The organism is Pseudoalteromonas sp. 3J6 (assembly GCF_903995135.1).
In the GTDB taxonomy this organism is placed as follows: Bacteria; Pseudomonadota; Gammaproteobacteria; order Enterobacterales; family Alteromonadaceae; genus Pseudoalteromonas.
Genome location: NZ_LR877185.1, coordinates 3,008,766 through 3,023,439 on the forward strand (window position 1 = coordinate 3,008,766; position 14,674 = coordinate 3,023,439).

Annotated in this window: 13 protein-coding genes; 11 read left to right on the forward strand and 2 right to left on the reverse strand. The window is 39.8% G+C overall.

What is annotated here, in order from left to right; translation table 11 throughout:
* The first annotated feature begins 15 nt into the window (after positions 1-15).
* The 6 genes from P3J6_RS13580 (at position 16) to P3J6_RS13605 (ending at position 6,124) form a co-directional block, all read left to right on the forward strand.
* The gene (locus P3J6_RS13580; protein WP_010388660.1) at positions 16-1,287 is read left to right on the forward strand and encodes a hypothetical protein; all 1,272 of its coding nucleotides are present in this window, start codon (positions 16-18) and stop codon (positions 1,285-1,287) included.
* A gap of 5 nt (positions 1,288-1,292) precedes the next feature.
* On the forward strand, positions 1,293-1,841 hold the full coding sequence (locus P3J6_RS13585; RefSeq protein ID WP_010388659.1) for a condensin complex protein MksE: 549 nt from the start codon (positions 1,293-1,295) through the stop codon (positions 1,839-1,841).
* Positions 1,838-4,630 (forward strand): ATPase, encoded by a 2,793-nt coding sequence (locus P3J6_RS13590; protein ID WP_198523306.1) that lies wholly within the window; start codon positions 1,838-1,840, stop codon positions 4,628-4,630. Before P3J6_RS13585 ends, P3J6_RS13590 begins: the two co-directional genes overlap by 4 nt.
* 105 nt (positions 4,631-4,735) lie before the next feature.
* A complete protein-coding gene (locus tag P3J6_RS13595; protein WP_054201091.1) occupies positions 4,736-5,287 on the forward strand; it encodes a DUF4136 domain-containing protein in 552 nt (183 codons plus the stop codon).
* A gap of 200 nt (positions 5,288-5,487) precedes the next feature.
* Positions 5,488-5,787, forward strand: a complete 300-nt coding sequence (locus P3J6_RS13600) for a hypothetical protein (protein WP_198523307.1) — start codon at positions 5,488-5,490, stop codon at positions 5,785-5,787.
* Positions 5,788-5,833: 46 nt separating this feature from the next.
* Positions 5,834-6,124, forward strand: coding sequence for a hypothetical protein (locus P3J6_RS13605; protein ID WP_198523308.1), 291 nt, complete (start codon positions 5,834-5,836; stop codon positions 6,122-6,124).
* A 49-nt stretch (positions 6,125-6,173) separates the two neighbouring features.
* On the opposite strand, the gene P3J6_RS13610 is transcribed toward P3J6_RS13605, so the two are convergent.
* Positions 6,174-6,677, reverse strand: coding sequence for a peptide-methionine (S)-S-oxide reductase (locus P3J6_RS13610; RefSeq protein WP_198523309.1), 504 nt, complete (start codon positions 6,675-6,677; stop codon positions 6,174-6,176).
* 202 nt (positions 6,678-6,879) lie between these two features.
* On the opposite strand from P3J6_RS13610, the gene P3J6_RS13615 reads away from it, so the two are divergent.
* Positions 6,880-8,733, forward strand: coding sequence for a TonB-dependent receptor plug domain-containing protein (locus P3J6_RS13615; RefSeq protein ID WP_198523310.1), 1,854 nt, complete (start codon positions 6,880-6,882; stop codon positions 8,731-8,733).
* A 466-nt stretch (positions 8,734-9,199) separates the two neighbouring features.
* Here P3J6_RS13615 and P3J6_RS13620 read toward each other — a convergent pair whose 3' ends face one another.
* Complete coding sequence (locus P3J6_RS13620) at positions 9,200-9,463, reverse strand: YkgJ family cysteine cluster protein (RefSeq protein WP_041708812.1); 264 nt, start codon at positions 9,461-9,463, stop codon at positions 9,200-9,202.
* Positions 9,464-9,634: 171 nt separating this feature from the next.
* On the opposite strand from P3J6_RS13620, the gene P3J6_RS13625 reads away from it, so the two are divergent.
* The 4 genes from P3J6_RS13625 to P3J6_RS13640 all read left to right on the forward strand — a co-directional run bounded on the left by P3J6_RS13625 (position 9,635) and on the right by P3J6_RS13640 (position 14,561).
* The gene (locus P3J6_RS13625) at positions 9,635-10,807 is read left to right on the forward strand and encodes an efflux RND transporter periplasmic adaptor subunit (RefSeq protein WP_198523311.1); all 1,173 of its coding nucleotides are present in this window, start codon (positions 9,635-9,637) and stop codon (positions 10,805-10,807) included.
* Positions 10,808-10,810: 3 nt separating this feature from the next.
* Positions 10,811-13,963 carry an efflux RND transporter permease subunit gene (locus P3J6_RS13630; protein ID WP_198523312.1) on the forward strand — a complete coding sequence of 1,051 codons (3,153 nt, stop codon included), beginning with the start codon at positions 10,811-10,813 and terminating at the stop codon, positions 13,961-13,963.
* 141 nt (positions 13,964-14,104) lie between these two features.
* Complete coding sequence (locus tag P3J6_RS13635) at positions 14,105-14,281, forward strand: hypothetical protein (RefSeq protein WP_193048942.1); 177 nt, start codon at positions 14,105-14,107, stop codon at positions 14,279-14,281.
* A complete protein-coding gene (locus P3J6_RS13640) occupies positions 14,274-14,561 on the forward strand; it encodes a hypothetical protein (protein ID WP_198523313.1) in 288 nt (95 codons plus the stop codon). Before P3J6_RS13635 ends, P3J6_RS13640 begins: the two co-directional genes overlap by 8 nt.
* Positions 14,562-14,674 lie beyond the last annotated feature (113 nt).

A 14,674-nucleotide genomic window follows, 5' to 3' on the forward strand; every position in this document is an offset into this window, starting at 1 on the left:
ATGTTGTAACGCCTTATGATCCCAGCTAAAAAGCTACTTAATACCCTCACTGAGCATTGGGGTGTATTAGAGCTATTATTTAAACGCTTTAAAATGGCCGACTTTAGTATTAAAGATTTACAAAATGCCATAAAACAAAAGCAACCGACATGGAATAATGAGCGCATTTATAAAGAAACCAATCGGTTATTAAATCAAGAAATCATTATTCCATTGGCTAAATCGTCACAACTAGAAATTAACCGTGCCATTGCGGACTTTGCTACCTTTTTACTGCAAGAAGAGCATTTAGGCTTAGCACAAGAAATTAGTGTATTGGTTGATGATTTAGCTCGCTTAGGTAATCGGCTATCTAATGCCGGTGAAATGGAAGATTTTGATGATTTACGCCGCTTTAGCCGCATTATGGATGATCGGGTTCGTAAAATAATTAAGCTGTTTTTACACAACGAAAACGCCATTTTAAATATTGTTGAGCAAGCCAAATCAAATAACGCGGTGCAATCGCTGCAAAAGCGCTACAAAGCCGTCATAGAAGCGTTTGATGAATATATAGAACCCATGCTGGAAATGGTCGATATTAGAGGCGACTTTCATGCCTGTTTTACTCTAATTGAGCAACAAATTAGCACCCAAATAGAACATATTGAACGCTCAGGTAAAGCGTACAGTGATAAACGTATGCTTGAGCAATTACGTACCCGTATTCTCGAAATGCATCTAGTTGGTCGGACAAGCTTACGTAAAAGTGCCGATATGCTAATGCCACTGCGTGAAGAGTTGCGCCGTAATAACCTTATTACCCGCCAAGCGGCAAAAGTTTTAGGGCTAATTCGTAAAAACGGGGTGGATAATATGCTCAGCGCCGTGCAACCTCATTTTGTAAGCGATGCGCAAAAGTATTCATTGGGTCAACAGCGTCATATTGTTGCCTATATGGCAAGCCTAGCTGAGTTTGAACACCACGAATATCAGCTACCAGAACAAAATGATGTGCCCGCGTTTGTCACGCCAAACATTCCTGACTATCACGATGTAAAAGCGCAATTTACCAAACGCTTTAAAAAGCAACGTAAAAAACCACAGCCTTTGCTGCAATTTTTAGATGAAAGCTATCCTGAGCTTGAAGCCGATGAAATGCTGTTTTTGTATCAAAAGTTGGTAAGCGATAGCACCCTAGAAATTAGCCAAAGCGATAAGAAAGCCCGCGTTAACATTGCAGGCCAGCACTTTAATTTATATCCCTTTAATTCAGAGCCTCAGGCTGATAAAGCCGAGCACGAGTAATCACCATGACCCATATAAACTTAGATGAGCTTTCTCACTTACAAGCCATTAATAAAAAATTAGTCGCCGGTTACCACATTTGCGAACAAGACACCGTAATGTGGCAAGAGCTTGACCAACAAATAGATGCTTATACTGCCTTATTTACAGCACTAGGCCACGAGTTAAAACACGATAGCCGTGGTTTTTATTATTTTGCCAGCGATGAAAGCACCCCAAACATGGGTAAGATTTCACGCGCTGTAGCGCTCACTATTTACATTTTAATAGAGCATTTTGCCAATACAGGTAAAGACCCAATGCGCGCATTATTTGACGAGCCAAACGATTTAGAGCTAATGCAAACCTTGGTACAGCTTAATAAACATTTGTTCGATCAGCTTGAGATATTCTCGGGTTCTGACTTACGAAAAGATGTGTATTTACGCATGGTACGTTTAGGCCTTGCCCGCGAAGTAGAAGGTGGCTTTATGTTGCAAGCCCCTATTCACCGCTATATTGATGCCTTAATGGAAGTAAACGAAGAGACCTTTATTAGTGAGGACGAGCAATGAAAAATTTATACGGACTGAGTAAACTCGCCCTACTAAATACCGCAGGCTATGCAAAATGTGTGATCCCACTGGATAAAAGTAGCTCGATTTGTGCGCCTAACAACACAGGTAAAAGCTCAGTAATTAATGCACTGCAATTTCCGCTAATTAACGATTTACGCCTAACCGAGTGGGATGGCCACGATTTAGATGAAACCCGTAAGTTTTATTTTTCATCAGATCAATCGTACATTTTATTGCAAGCCGATTTGCCCCATGGCTCAGTCGTCATTGGCGTAGCCGGCTTAGGTAAAATTGCCGGTTATGCACACCAATACTTTTGCTATCAAGGTAAGCTTGATTTAGCCCAGTACACCCAAGGCAATACCATTATTAAGTTTACCAAGCTGTTTAATCACTTAAAGCAGCAAGGTTTCAACCCAATAGAGCTTAAGGCACAAGAATTAAACGCCCTACTGACTGGCGGAGCAACGCAATTTGACGGTGAGATCAATTTAAAAATGATCCCCCTCAACAACGTTCAAGACTCTGCAATATACAAAGAAATATTTCGTCGTATTCTTAATTTACATAAATTAGGCGCAAACGACGTTAAGCGCTTTATGCTCCGTGTGTTTGAACGCCACATGTCAAATTCTAAGGTCGACTTTTACGAGGTTTGGCGCCGTTCGTTTGATAAAGTAAACCGCGCAAAGCGTGAATTAAAAGCGCTAGAATCAATGCAAGAGCCCATAGCCGCTCTTGAATCTATGCTTGAAAACCAAACCGTGCTTAAAGGTAAACTGGCCGCTTATGCGCCAAAAATTGACCAAGCACTGATTGACTTTGATGCTTACCAAGAAGAGCAACTAAGCGAGCTCAGCATCGCCCTTGAAGATATTGAGCACGAAAAACACGAGTTTGAACAAAAGCAAGGGCTATACGTGCAACAATCGCGCGATATAGAGCGCAAGCAAACTCAAATTGAACAATGGTTTTTAGATTTCAACGCCCTTAAAAGTGAATTTGAGCTGGTTAATAAAGCCACTATCAAAAGCAACCTAACGCAGTTAAAAAATGACTACGAGTCGTTGTCACACTCTATTACGAGTGCTCAAGGGCAAAGTCTGCACACCCTTGATTACCGTATTGGTGAAACACAAAAACAAATTAAGAGCTTAAAGTTACAACTTAAAAACTTAGAATTTAATTTATTCACCCGTATGCGTGAAGACTTATCACTGAAAGAAGTAGAAGAAATATCGCGGCTATTGAACCCCGATCTTCTCTCCTTTGCCACCACCAGTAATGGCGATATAACCATTGATGACGAAGATGCCTTTGGTGAATTTTTATCACAGCTGAGCGAAAATGTTAAAGGCGGTATACTCACCCTACCTGGTGCCAGTATTAAACTTAAAAAGCTCTCACCAGTACAAATGCAAAGCGGCGAAAATAAAGAGCAACTGAGCGCTCAGTTAACCGCGCTTGAGCAATCATTAAAAGAGTTTAAACAACAGCGCGAAGTGGCCGCCAATGTTGCTGATAAACAAAAAGAAAAAGACGCGCTCTATGATGAGCTTATGAGTGCAGAAAGCGCACTTAAACGCTTAGAGCAATTTGAAGTGATGCAACAGTCGGTTGACGCCCAAGCAATGCTAAAAGAACAGCTTTTAACCGAGCGCGAACAAGTTGACGATTACCTACAAGATATTCAAAAAAACAGTGGTTCAATTGCTGATAGACGCTCGTTAATCAAATCAAAACAAGCGCAAATTAATCGTCAAACAGAGCGCTTACGCCAAGTTAAAACTGAGCGTATTGACCACACTTTAGATTTATACAGTGGTAAAGTAACGCCTTACATGATTGATATAAAAATCGATTTTGATAATTTAAGCGATTTAATTCATCACTTTAATAAAGACTGCCAAGAGCTACGTAATTTCGATATAAATGTACGTAATACCTATATGCATATTTATAATGCCGGTATCACTAAGTTTGATAACGAAAACGATGAGTTTAGTAAATATCAAAAGCTTATTAGCGCGTTTCATAACATTGATAACGAGCGCGATGCAGTTGAGCGCCAAGGTCGCGTTGCCCTCACTGAAGTGGCCGCTACAATTAAAGGCCTGCGCGAAGATTTAGACCGCTTACGCCGTGAAATGAATAGCTTTAATAAAGGCATTAGCCAGCACCGCATCTCAAACCTGCAAGCGTTTAAAATTAATATTATCCCGCGCAAAATGTTGGTAGATAGTATTGATACTATTATCAGTACCTCTAACCAATTTGAACAAGGCGATACCCTAGATTTACTCAGCCAAGAACCTTACAGCGAGACCGCGGTAAACGAGGCAAAAGATCATTTAATTAAACTCGCCTCAGACAAAGCAGGCCTGACCCTCACCGATTTGTTTGATATTCGTTTTGAAGTGGTTAACCGTGCAGGTGAAACCGAGCACTTTGAAAAGATAGACTCGGCTGGCTCAAATGGTACGCGTATTACTATTAAGCTGTTATGTGGCATGTTGTTTATTCGTTATTTATTAAGCGATCAGGAACAAAACTTATACCGTATACCGATTTATATAGATGAAGCGGCTGATATCGACCCGCAAAATCAAAAGGCAATTATAGAAACTGCCCTGAGCTTTGGCTTTGTGCCAATATTTGCCTCGGTTAAACCGCAAATAAGTTGTGATTATATTGTGCCAATTCGTTCAGTAAAAGACGGCGCACAAAACTGGGTAGATGAAAAAGATTGGATTGAGGTTGAACATAAAGCTCCTCAGCTAGACTAAGAATTAATTGGCTATTCATCTTAGCCAGTTACACTTATTTTATAGATTTTAAATTACCCTCGCCCATGGTAGTTTAAACAAACGCACTTTATTGGAGCAAACGGAATGAAACACATATTTATTGTCGCAGCCCTGGCATTACTAACCGCCTGTACACAAACGCCCGATTGGGATTACGATAAATCAGCAAACTTTAGTAACTACAAAACGTTTGCTTGGGTAGAAAACGCGAGTCTAACCAAAGACACGAATAACTACCAAATCAGTGGGCTTATGGAAAAACGCGTTCGCAATGCGGTAAACAACCAACTAAGCCAACAATTAGGTATGCAATTGGTTGACGTAGCGCAAGCTGATGTACTTGTTAACTACCATGCAAGTGTAGATAAAGAGCTTGAAGTTGACAGCTTTAACGTAGGCTACGGTGCACGTTGGGGTTACTGGGGCACAGGCTTTAACCACGATGTAAGCGCACGCGAATATGAAGTAGGCACATTAGTTATCGATATTATTGATCGTGAGTCAAACCAATTAATTTGGCGTGGTGCTAAAGATGGTCGTTTAAAGAAAAAACAAACCCCATCACAACGTGAAACCGCTATTAAAGAAACGGTTGCCAATATTTTAAGCAACTTCCCGCCTAAAGCGCAGCAATAAACTTTAATTAATATTTAAAAGCCCGCATGTTTGCGGGCTTTTTTATGGCTTAAAAACTGTTTACCTATAAAGTAATAAGTTACACATTAACAAGGTGATAGCTCAATGCTATAGTTATCATGTTACAAGGATAAAGCTTAATCAATAAGACGTTTAGTAAATCTAGTGTTTAAAGTTGTGAGATAAATTAAAGGATTAAAATGAAAGAAACGTGCCCAAATTGTAAAAGTAATTTTGCAGCTAAAGATATAAAAAATATTAACAAAAATAGTATTTTTATTGAAAAACAATGCCCTTCTTGCCAAACATGGTTTTGTTTGAATAAAACACTCACGATTATAAAAATTATTGGTATTTTTTTATTATTAATAACCAGCCTATTAAATATCTTCAATATTAAAAGCCAATACAGTCTAATGTTTTCAAGCATTGGCTTGGTAGGAATACTGGTAGCGATCATTATTACTTTTTTTGGCCAAAATGAAGCAATCAAAAAATAAGAAACCAAAAGTAAAATATGTAGATATAAGTAATACGAGAATGCTATTGAATCAAATCGCATTCTCTTTAGTATCTTGGGCTTTAGGCCTTTTATCTATTATATTTGCGATAAAATTTATAAATGATGGCTATATTCTGACTCCAACAGATTACCGGGTCGAATCTGACGTTTATTTCTTTTCAGCGACGCCGTTTACGTATCTTTTTTACCTTTTTCTTTATTTAGGAACTGGGATCTACTTTTTAGCTGTGCCCTATCTTTTTAGAGATATGTTCCCGCGAAAAAAGAAAAAGCCTGATAAAAATAAAAAAAAGTACAAACGAGGCAAAAATTAGTTTCATTAGTTACAAGCACTTTTTATTTAAATACGCCCCAATGAAGTTGTTACTTATACTTGTGCAATAAATCAATTGGGATATGGCAATAATCATCTGGGTGATTGGTTAAACGGTCTTGATGCTCGGGATCGCTAGGGACATAATTAGTCAATGGCGCTACTTGTACCGCTATTTTTTCAGCATCATCACGCTGGCTAATATAGTCTCTGGCGATGTTTAAATGATCACTTTCTTGGCTAAAAATGGCGGTACGGTATTTTTCGCCTACATCGTTACCTTGTTTATTGATACTGTATGGGTCAATAATCTCAAAAAAATAGCCGATTAATTCATTTAAGGTCACTTCTTGAATATCAAAGGTTACTTTCACGCATTCGGCATAGCCATCGTATTCACCTTGTGTTGTGTTACTAGTGCCATTGGCACGCCCCGCCTCAGTAGTCACTACTCCAGGTAAATACTTCATAAATTCTTGCACGCCCCATAAGCAACCACCAGCAAAATAAAGTGTGTGCTGATTAAATGAATGACTCGATTGTTGTGTTTGCATAATAAAGTGACCAATGTAAATAATTTATAGGATGCAGAGTTACTATTTTGTAACGCTAGATTTGATTATCAAATGCAGTTTTTTATCATTAATGTACAATAGCGCCCAAAATCACCCATGCTTAGTGAGCTTACCTTATCATGTGATAAAAAGTGATAGGTATTTAATTGTTAGCGCCATTGCATAAAATGAGAATAATGATATGAATCGTGCCCCGCACCTTATTATACCGGCCGTGTTAGCCAGTATTTCAACTGTTGCTTATGCAGAGCAGAGTAAAGAAACAGCAACCATAGAACAAATAACAATTGAGGCGTCACCCACTGCCAATACCTTACCCGTAGGCACTTTTGATTCACCTATTTCAAATTTAGAATACGACCCGCGTGTTGACTTGCAATCACGCAATATGGCTGAAGCACAAGCTGATGTAACGATACGCGGTGGTATTTTTGAAAATACCGGCTTTAGAATCGGCAGTGCAACTCTACTCGACCCGCAGTCTGGTCACTACTTTGCAGAAATTCCTATTGCACCACAAATGCTAACGGGTGCCAGCGTATTAACCGGAGCCGATAATGCACTTAATGGCATGAATAGCTCTGTGGGTACTGTGTCGTTTGCTTGGAAACCAATAACAACTGGTGGCAGTGTCTCTTTGGGCGCTGGCTCAAATGACTTTAACCTACAAACAATTCATGCAGGTGTGAGTACTCCACTTGAAGCAAACGCTAATTGGCATATTGGTTTTGAAGGTGAATATTCGCACTCACAAAGTGATGGTTCAATTGATTTTGGCGACCATGATTTTACCCGTACTTCTGGTAGAGTGCAGTTAACTGGGAGCGATTCACAAACTGATTTATTTTACGGCTTGCAAGAAAAGTTTTTTGGTTGGCCAAACCTTTATACCCCATTTGGTGTAAATGAAACTGAAGACTTAGAAACTCAATTATGGATGCTAAACCATAAACAAGCCTATGCTACCAACAGTGAATTTGAAGTATCGGCTTATTACCGCAAGCATAACGACCATTATGTTTATTCAAGAGAAAACCCAAGCGCGTTCCAAGCATTTCATGAAACACAAGTAAAATCATTGGCTATTTCAGGTCGTCATGCGCAAACAAAGTCAGTTGCAGTTAATTACTCGGCGCAATATATAGAAGATAGTATTGACTCCACCACCCTTGAAAATAACTTTACTTCACGTAACTACTTTAAGCTTAGTGTATTGCCTGAATACACAACAACACTAGCAAGCAACCAGCAACTAACCGTCCGCTTAGGTGCTGCATTTGATAACACCAGTCGTGATGATTATGAGCTATCGCTAATTGGTGATGTTAGTTTCAATACCCAAAATAACGATGGCACTGAGCGTACATTGTATTTATCGTATGCCGAGGCAAGCCAAGTAGCAGGCTACACCGCTATTGGTGGCAGTGAGTCTGGTGGTTTGTTTAGAAGTAACGCTAACCTTGAACGTGAAACCACCAAAAGCTTAGAGCTGGGCTTATTGCTTGAGCAACAAAGCTGGCAGCTTAATTCCGCGCTTTTTTATCGTAAAGATAACAACCTAACCGATTGGACATTTAACTTTGATTCAAGCTCAGCACGATTTGCACAGCCTGTTGATATTGATACCACAGGCCTTGAATTTTTAGCTACTAAACAATTTGATAACGCAGAAATTATTGCCAGCTATGCGTACTTACATAAAACAGAAACCTACGGCGCTGAAAATATTGATGCTAGCTTTTATGCCTTAAATTTTCCTGATCACCGGTTAACTCTAGGTGCGATTTGGAACCCGACTAATGTATTAGAATTTCGAGTAGATAATGAATGGCGTAAACAGCATAACAATGCGCTACGCCGTTCAGGTGACGAGGCGTTATTTACTCAGCTGACGTTAAAAATAACTCCACCAGCTGTGCCTAACTTCTTTATTAGTCTTGCGGCTGATAACTTATGGGATGAGTCGTTTGAAGAAATTCCAGGTACGCCAGGTCGTGGCGAGCAATATACACTAAGTGCCACGTATAGCTGGTAACTTTATCGCTCAGCGAGGGCTTACTCCACGCTGAGCTTGTTTTTTTAATTAAAATAAGAAACAGACTAGTAGAAAGCTGAATCAGAAACCTCATTTCTCAGCCCTCCCTAAGTATTCTAAAGGCGCAGCACCTCTTCCTCCTCTGTGTACATGCATAATTAAAAAAGTATGAACAAAGAGAAGTGAATGAGAAGAAAATGAGAAATTACTAGTAACTAAGCCAAATAACTTTATGTCTAAGTCACTCACTCTTAAAGCGCAGCGCCTCTTCGCCCTCTTTGTGCATTTATAATTAAAAAATTATGAACTGAGAGAATTAAATGAGAAATAAATGAGGTAACACTAGCGACAATGTTAAGTAGATACGTAATTTTCTTCTCTGAGTATGGGTTTTAGAAACACAAAGTAAGTGTCTACACTTTTCAAACGTATTAATTGTAAATATATGTGTATTTAATACAATAAATTAGGTTAATTGCTCTAATTCGGTAATTAACGTTAATGCTTGTTCATTGGTTGTCCCGCATACATCTAACGTGGCACTAAAGTCACTGCACACTTTTGGGCGCGACTCATCACCAAATAGCTTGCATAAATTTCGTTCATCCAGCTGAATACAACGTTCTCCGGCCTTTTTACCGTTTGGCATACCTGGAATTGGCGAGCTAATACTCGGCGCAATACAACATGCTCCACAGCCTAAACGGCACGCCATTGATTGTGTTTTCATTCTAACCTCAGTAATAAATTTCAATTGTTTTGTTGCTGCTTTGTACATAAATAGCGTGTTTCGTTCTATTTGTAACCGCCTTGTGCAATGACTTGTTACATCTTCAAATACACTGTAAACATTTTATTGCGTATCATTAGTCCATCAGCACAATTTATGAAGGAATGCCCTGTGGCGACTAAAAAACAAATAATACTTCCGATCGCGGTCCTTGTTGGTGGCATTGGCCTCGCAGCAGGCTTTTCTGCAATGAAAAAGCCACCTGAAGAAAAGCCCCCCCAAGACATGCGTCCTTTGGTTGCAGCACAACCAGTTCACCTTGATGCAATTACCCTCGATGTAAAGTCGTACGGTATTGTACAACCAAAAGACCGCACTGAATTGATTGCTCAGGTGAGTGGCCAAGTTATTTCAGTTGCAGGACAATTTGTTGAAGGTGCCTTTGTAAAGCAAGGCGACATTTTAGCACGAATTGATCCAAATGATTACGAAGCTGATTTAATTGAAGCAGAAGCAGGCCTTGCCCAAGCAAGCTCAGCACTCGAAATTGAACGCGCACAAGCGCATGTTGCTAAAGCCGAATGGGAACGCATTAAAGCAGACTCAAGTGATATCACCGCCTCTGCACTGTATTTACGTAAACCGCAATTAGCTGAAAAAATGGCCCGATATCGCTCAGCACAAGCAAGTGTAAAACGTGCTAAGCGTAATTTAGAACGCACATATATTAAAGCTCCCTACGATGCGATTATAAACGAGCGCAGCATTAGTTTAGGTTCGGTAGTTAATCCTGGTAATAGCTTTGGTTCACTTAGTTCGACTGAGGTCGCCGAAGTGCGTTTACCTGTTGCCGATAAAGAGCTGCAATACCTTAATAATGGTGGCATAGGTGCAACAGTTGAATTTAATGCGCAATATGCAGGGAAAGAAACCACATGGCAGGCTAAAGTGGTACGAAGTGAAGGTGTGATTGATCAAAAAAGCCGTATGAGTTATTTGGTTGCCCAACTTCAAACCCCATATGAAGGGGTTCAGCCACTTCGTTTTGGCTCATACATAAACGCTACAATTGAAGGTCGCGCCGTTAATGGCGCTATTGTAGTCCCTCATCATCTGGTTAAAAACAATAAAATTGCAGTTTTAAACGATGATTTAACTTTGTCATTTAAAACACTCAATATTATTCGCGAACAAGATGGCATGGTCATCGCAAATCAAGGCTTAGCAGAGGGAGAACAACTGATCACTTCTGCTCTTGAATACCCTAGTGAAGGAATGGCAGTAAAAATTGAAGACACTGTGACCAAACCAGACGTTACTCAACTTGCGTTAAAAGGAGAGTAAACGATGACCACAACTGATGAAAAAGGGTTAATTGCGTGGTTTGCGCGTAACCCCGTTGCTGCTAACCTAATCATGATTTTTGTCTTGATTGGCGGGTTGTTAACCGCGCTAACCATTCGTAAGCAAGCATTCCCTCAATTTGAAAGTAACTGGGTAAGTATACAAGCTATTTACCCTGGCGCCGCGCCACAAGAAGTGGAAGAAGGCATTACTATAAAAATTGAAGAAAACCTTGAAGGTACCGAAGGTATTAAACGTCTAATCACTTACTCTAATCGAGGCTATGCACAAGCCTGGGTTGAGATTGAAGAAAAATATGACGCCAAAGAAGCGCTAGATGAAATAAAAGCGCAAGTAGATTCAATTAATACGTTTCCTGCGGGTATGGAACGCCCTGTTGTTCAGCGTGAAAAATTTCAACAAGAAGTAATGATACTCGCGCTTTATGGTGATATGAGTTATTACCAGTTAAAAGAACTTGGTAATGATATTAAAGATGAATTACAAAACCTTCCTCATGTAAACCTAGTTGATTTTTACAGTGGCTTAGACTACGAAATTGGTATTGAAATTAGCCCTGATAAACTTCGCGAATACGGACTCACGTTTAGAGATGTTTCTAATGCGGTGCAAAGCTTTTCTACTAATATGTCGGCTGGTCAAATTCGCTCTGATACTGGCTACATTTCGATGCGTGTCGAAAAGCAAGCCTATCGTGGCGGTGAATTTGAAAAGTTACCGCTAATTACATTACCAGACGGTGCTCAAATTAAATTAGGCGATGTAGCAACCATTAATGATGGCTTTGAAGAAGGCTTACTTTATTCTAAATACAATGGCAAAAATTCACTGTCGTTTGAAATTGATGCCTCAAAAGATCAAGACATTACCGTTGTTGCTAAAGTCCTTAAAAAGTACCTAGCTGACAAAGCCGATCAACTTCCTGCAGGCGTTAAGTTATCACCCATCGTTGATTTAACCTACTACCTTGAAGGTCGCCTCGACATGATGGTCGATAACATGGTGTGGGGCGGTATTTTAGTTATGCTGGTATTAGCGCTGTTTTTACCTCTTAGATTAGCGTTTTGGGTAATGATGGGCCTACCAGTGTCTTTCTTAGGGGCATTCTTATTTATGCCTATCGGCTTTTTAGACATTACTATTAATATGGTGTCTTTATTCGCCTTTATTATTGTTTTGGGGATTGTGGTTGATGATGCCATTGTTGTAGGTGAGTCGGCCAGTGCTGAAATTGAAAAACATGGGCACTCACTTAACAACGTTATTCGTGGTGTAAAACGTGTAGCCATGCCAGCAACCTTTGGTGTACTAACCACTATTGCTGCATTTTTACCTCAAGCAATGGCTTCAGGGCCGAGCGCTGCGTTTTCGAAAGCAATTGGTGTAGTAATTATTTTATGCTTAATTTTTTCACTGATTGAATCAAAACTAATTTTACCTGCACACATCGCAGCAATGAACCCGCGTAAGCCTAATCCTAAAAACCCATTACATAAATTACGTAATGCAGTTGATAGTGGCTTAAAGCATTTTGTTGAACATTATTACACTCCATTTATCGGTCGTTGTATCCATTATCGCTATACCGTGATTATTGGCTTTTTATGTATTTTAATTGTCAGTGCAGGACTCTTTGCCGGTGGAATGGTTAAATTTGTACCAAACCCTAAAATTCCGCATGACTTTCCGCGTATATCGCTAGAAATGAACCTTGCCTCTTCTGAGCAAGCAACGCTTGAAACTGCGCGTAAAATAGAAAATGTATTACTGAGCGTCGACAAAGAACTAAAGCAGCAGTATGGCCAATCTATGATCCGTGATTTGTCTGTTAGTCTGCGTGGTCGTACTAATGCGAGTATTATGGCCATTTTAGTAGAGCCTCATTTGCGCCCAATCGATACCTTTGAGCTAAGCACTATGTGGCGTGAAAAAATGCCGCCGCTACCGGGGCTTAAAACACTCACTATTCAAGATAGTATTTTTGGTGGTGGTCGTGATGATGGCGACGTTAGCTTTAGACTCGAAGGAAAAAATGCCGACGAGTTAAAAGAAGTATCTAGCAAACTAAAAGCTAAGTTACAAAGTATGGAAGGTGTGGGTGATGTAAATGACTCACTGCAAAGTGCCACCGACGAAGTGCAACTTGATTTAAAACCACTTGCTTACAGTATGGGCTTAACCCTTGCTGATGTGGCCTCTCAAGTAAGCTTTAGCTATTACGGCCTTGAAGCACAGCGTATTTTACGTGAAGGTGAAGAAATCAAAGTAATGATTCGCTACCCGCAAAGCGAGCGTAATTCGATAAGCAACATTCAAGATACGCGTATTATCACCCCTGCGGGCGCTGAAGTTTCTTTAAGTGAAATAGCTATAGTCAAGCTAGTTGACGGCGTAAGCAGTATCAGACGTGAAAACTCAAATCGTACTATTAATGTGTGGGCTGCGGTCAATAGCGACGAAGTAGAACCATTTGCCATTGCACAAGAAATTCGTGATGTTTACTTACCGGCACTTCTTAAAAACTATCCTGGAGTAAAAAGTAATGTTGCAGGGCGTATTCAAGAAGAGATGGAAAGTGCTAATGAACAACTACGTGATTTTGCAATCTCATTAATGATTATTTTTGCGCTATTGGCCATTCCACTTCGCTCATATTCTCAGCCACTGATTATTATGTCGGTGATCCCATTTGGTGTTGTGGGTGCTATGTTCGGTCATATGGCTTTAGGTATGACCATGAGCGGGCTATCAATGTTCGGCATTATCGCTGTAGCCGGTATAGTGGTTAATGATTCACTTGTTATGGTGGATTTTGTAAACAAAGCCCGTGCAGAAGGTGTGGCAATAAAAGAAGCGGTAATGCAAGCCGGAGCGCGTCGCTTTAGAGCCATATTACTAACCTCAGTCACTACTTTTATTGGCGTAATGCCCATTATTATGGAAACCAGTTTACAAGCAAAAATTGTAATACCTATGGCCGTATCACTCGCCTTTGGTGTGCTGTTTGCTACAGTAATAACGCTTATTCTTATACCGTGTCAGTACGTTGCGCTTGAGGATACAAAACGTCTGATCCGCAAGTGGCGCGGCAAAGACCCTATCGTCGATGGCCAACCAGCAACGACCAATAGTTAATTAAGTAAAATCCCAACCAAAAAAGCTCGGCATAATTATGCCGAGCTTTTTATTTATAGTTAACAAATAGCATTAAACTATTTGCCAGTTTTTCTCCCTACTGGTAACTTAACTCTAAACTTTGCTCTAAAAGGATTAACCATGGGCACAATTCAGCTTATCTTATTTATCGCCTTTGCCGTATTGACTACTCTGGGTTACAAAAAGAATAACCGCAATTTAATGCTATTAGGTGCAATAACTATTTCTTTTGCATTTGTAGGATTAGATTTTTTACTCGGATTTGATGAGGGATTATCAGGGACTGACTATGAATAAAAAAGTAATACATTGGCCAAGTATATCACTTTATTTGATCGCCTTATTCACGTTTATCGGTGGCATTATTGACTCCACCTATTCGAGCTTCCTCATTGGCTTTGGCTTTTGTTTTATGGGCTTTGCAAGCATTCGCTTAATCCCTGCAAACTTTCTTACTCGTAAACTAACTAGCCCTGTAGCGGAAACTCTCGTTCGCAAAAGAGATATAGCAACACAAATTATCGGATTTTTATTTCTCATTACTGGGTTAGCTTTATCTATGCTGTTCAACGTTTAATTGCGTGATTAAAAAGATCCTATGATGAATACTATAAATTACTCGTTTTTATGCCTTTTACGTGATGATATTTAATAATCATATTTAAGAAAGGTACAGCTAAGTACCTCCCT